Annotated in this window: 5 protein-coding genes and 1 pseudogene; 5 read left to right on the plus strand and 1 reads right to left on the minus strand. The window is 52.4% G+C overall.

The window, feature by feature from the left end; translation table 11 throughout:
* The 4 genes and pseudogenes from ACEW8P_RS05680 to ACEW8P_RS05695 all read left to right on the plus strand — a co-directional run.
* Positions 1-269 (plus strand): annotated as a pseudogene (locus ACEW8P_RS05680) (transketolase); the annotation flags it as partial.
* Between the two features lie 8 nt (positions 270-277).
* Entirely contained in the window at positions 278-913 is a 636-nt protein-coding gene (locus ACEW8P_RS05685; RefSeq protein WP_373512136.1) for a sugar transferase, read from the plus strand.
* A gap of 73 nt (positions 914-986) precedes the next feature.
* Entirely contained in the window at positions 987-1,586 is a 600-nt protein-coding gene (locus ACEW8P_RS05690) for an acetyltransferase (RefSeq protein WP_373512137.1), read from the plus strand.
* On the plus strand, positions 1,583-2,710 hold the full coding sequence (locus ACEW8P_RS05695; RefSeq protein ID WP_373512138.1) for an aminotransferase class I/II-fold pyridoxal phosphate-dependent enzyme: 1,128 nt from the start codon (positions 1,583-1,585) through the stop codon (positions 2,708-2,710). Before ACEW8P_RS05690 ends, ACEW8P_RS05695 begins: the two co-directional genes overlap by 4 nt.
* A gap of 103 nt (positions 2,711-2,813) precedes the next feature.
* Here ACEW8P_RS05695 and ACEW8P_RS05700 read toward each other — a convergent pair whose 3' ends face one another.
* Positions 2,814-3,272: a thioredoxin family protein gene (locus ACEW8P_RS05700; RefSeq protein ID WP_373512139.1), complete on the minus strand. Its 459-nt coding sequence runs from the start codon at positions 3,270-3,272 to the stop codon at positions 2,814-2,816.
* Between the two features lie 116 nt (positions 3,273-3,388).
* Between ACEW8P_RS05700 and ACEW8P_RS05705 the strand changes: the two genes are divergently transcribed.
* Positions 3,389-3,562 (plus strand): GTPase (locus tag ACEW8P_RS05705; RefSeq protein ID WP_373512140.1); only part of this gene is annotated, 174 nt, incomplete at its 3' end.

Consider the following 3,562-nt stretch of genomic DNA (forward strand, 5'->3'; position numbering starts at 1 on the left):
AGTCTATCCAGAAAACCAATCGGGTAATTTTTGCCGACGAGGATTATCCGGGTGGAGCCTCGGCTTTCATGATGCAACAGGTTTTGGAAAAACAAAACGCTTACCGCTGGCTCGACTCCGCCCCGCAGACCATCGCTGCCCAACCCCACCGCGCGGCTTATAGCTCCGATGGCGACTACTTCTCGAAGCCCAATGCCGAGAATGTATTCGAAGCTGCCTACGCCCTGATGCACGAAGCGGAACCGCAGCGGTTTCCGGATTATCTGTAGTCTGTATCGTGACGCTCTACGCCCGCTTCGGCAAACGTTTCATCGATCTGCTGGCTTCTTTTCTGGGCTTAGCTGTCCTCTCGCCTTTTTTATTGGTCATCGCTCTGCTCCTCGCCGTAGCCAATCGGGACAACCCACTTTTCCTACAACCGCGTCCAGGACAAGGCGACAAGGTTTTTGTTTTGATAAAATTCAAAACCATGAACGATCATCGCGACGCCGCCGGCCAGCTCCTTCCCGACGCCGAGCGGCTGACTGCTTTAGGGAAACTACTTCGGAAAACCTCACTGGACGAACTCCCTCAACTCTGGAACGTCCTGAAAGGCGAAATGAGCCTTATCGGCCCCCGTCCCTTGTTGGTAGAGTATCTACCGCTCTATACCGAAGAACAAAACAAACGCCACCGCGTCGGCCCCGGCATCACGGGTTGGGCGCAGGTCAACGGCCGTAACGCCATTAGTTGGGAAGAAAAGCTTGCTTACGATGTTTGGTACGTCGAAAATCTTTCAATGGCCTTGGACGTGAAAATTATCTGGCTAACGATAGTGAAGGTTTTCAAAGGTGAAGGGATATCGTCGGGGACGTCAGTAACAATGGAAAGATTTAAAGGTACAAAGTTCCAAAGTTCCAGAGGAACGAAGTGATTTTGGCCCTCCAGCATCACGCACTACTTTAACAAATAAGCATCCAACAAATCCACAACAATTCAACATTATCATGCTTCTCTACGGTGCCAGCGGCCACGCCAAAGTCATAAACTCTATCCTGCGGACAAGGGGGCAAGAGGTGACGGCGATTTTTGACGACGATCTGGGCAAGAAAAACCTGGGAGATATTCCCGTCGTGGGTGTTTACGATCCAGATTTCCAGCCCGCCGTGCCGCTGATTATCGCCATAGGCTTTAACGATATCCGCCGGAAAGTAGCGCTGCGCATCCGCCACCGCTTCGGGACGGCTATTCACCCATCGGCTCTCGTGGACGACACGGCGCGCATCGGTGAAGGCACCGTAGTGATGCCGGGTACGATCATTCAGGCTGACGCACAGATTGGCTACCATGTGATTATCAACACTGCCGCTACTGTAGATCACGACTGCGTTTTGGGCGATTTCGTTCATCTGGCACCGGGTGTGGTACTTTGCGGGGCGGTGCAAGTGGGGGAAGGTACTTTGATTGGTGCAGGCAGCGTTGTAGCTCCCAACCTAACCATCGGCACAAATTGCCTGATCGCCGCCGGGAGCGTCGTGACTACCCATATTCCCGACGGGGCCACTGTGCGGGGGAATCCGGCGCGGGTAGTAATTTCGAACGCATGAACAAAATCTTCCTCTCCTCCCCCCATCTGAGCGGTCGCGAACTGCCCTACGTGCAGCAAGCCTTCGACACCAATTGGATTGCCCCGCTGGGACCGAACGTGGACGGCTTTGAACGAGAACTTTGTACTTATGTTGGCACAAGTCATGCTGCCGCGCTGTCGTCCGGTACAGCGGCCATTCATCTGGCGCTCATCATGCTGGGTGTTTCTTCGGACGATGTCGTTCTTTGTCAATCTTTTACTTTCTCCGCCTCGGCCAATCCGATTGTGTATCAGGACGCTACGCCTGTCTTTCTGGATAGTGAAAGAGATACCTGGAACCTCTGTCCCGAGGCATTGGAGAAGGCTTTGCAATACTACACCGAACGGGGCAAAAAGCCGAAGGCGGTAATTGGGGTTCACCTCTACGGAATGCCCGCTCGATTGCGGGAGATTTTGGCTTTATGCGAGACGTACGAAGTACCCTTCGTGGAAGATGCCGCCGAGGCATTAGGTTCAATGTACTTTGGGCGAAAGGCGGGTTCGTTTGGAAAGATGTCGGTGTTGTCCTTCAATGGCAACAAGATCATCACCACGTCGGGCGGTGGAGCCTTGCTTTCGGAAAATGATAGCTATATAGAAAAGGCGAAATTCCTCGCGACCCAGGCCCGCGACGACGCGCCACACTACCAGCATTCGGAGATTGGCTACAACTATCGACTGAGTAACGTCTGCGCAGGGATCGGCCGGGGGCAACTGGAAGTAATAGATGAACGCGTGGCACAACGGCGGGCCAATTTTGATTTTTATCAAGAAGAACTCGGCGGTCTGCCCGGAGTAGACTTTCAGCCGGAACCGGAGGGGCATTTCTCCAACCGTTGGCTCACGTGCCTTACCATCGACCCAAAACAGTCGGGCGGCGTTACTCGGGAGATGGTATGCTTAGCATTAGAGGGAAAAAACATCGAGTCCCGGCCACTATGGAAACCCATGCACCAGCAACCCGTCTTCACTGACGCGCCCTGCTTTGGTGGTAAGGTAGCCGAAAACCTGTTTGAGGTAGGTTTATGTTTGCCATCAGGCTCTAACCTGGAAACTACCGATCGACAACAGATTGCCTCGAAAATTAAAAGCCTGTTCCCCTAAAAACAAAACCCGAACCTATCTCGGCTCGGGTTTTGTACTAAAAATACTGTGGATTTCTCAACGCATTTGCTACGCCAGGCTACAAACCAGGTACACTGAGCGATTAAATCGTATTCAAAACGCTTTTACCCAACGAGATCAACTGCTCGGGTGAGCGATACCCAATCACTTTTCGGACGATTTTCCCATCCGGCTCGATAAAAAACAAAGTTGGGTACGCTTCCATAGGAAACTGCCGCGCCAGTTGCGGACCCTCGCCGCGCTCCATATCGACCTTGACGTTAATAAAGTTTTTGTTAAATAGTTCGCCGACATCGGGACGGGTGAACACATTTTTCTGCAAAAGCTTGCACGGTCCGCACCAACTGGCGTAAGCATCCAGAAAGATGACTTTATTTTCGGCTTTAGCCTTCTTCATGATGGCAGCCCAGCTGGCGTCAGTGAATTGAATTCCCTGCTCGGCGGCGGGCTCAGCGGCTTCCCCCAGCTTGGGCGTCCACGCGCTGGCGGTCGCCAGTAATATCAATGCCCAAATCCAGCCCATTTTTTGTAAACCTCTCATGTCTTTTTGTTTGGTTCAAATTTTTAAAGTCGCCTACATAACGCAACGAGTTGGCGGTTTCGTTTCGCGGCGGGTCTTTTTCCTTAACTTTGCGGGCCAAACCCATTACCGAAGTCATGAATATCCAGCAAGCCGAATACGTCGTCAGCAACGTGAATTATCGGGAATGCCCCGCGCCCGAACTACCCGAATTTGCTTTTATCGGGCGCTCAAATGTCGGCAAATCTTCACTAATCAATATGCTCACGCAACGAAAGGCGCTGGCCAAAACTTCGGGAACACCGGGGAAA

Origin of the sequence: Persicitalea sp., from assembly GCF_041751555.1 — a bacterium.
In the GTDB taxonomy this organism is placed as follows: Bacteria; Bacteroidota; Bacteroidia; order Cytophagales; family Spirosomataceae; genus Persicitalea.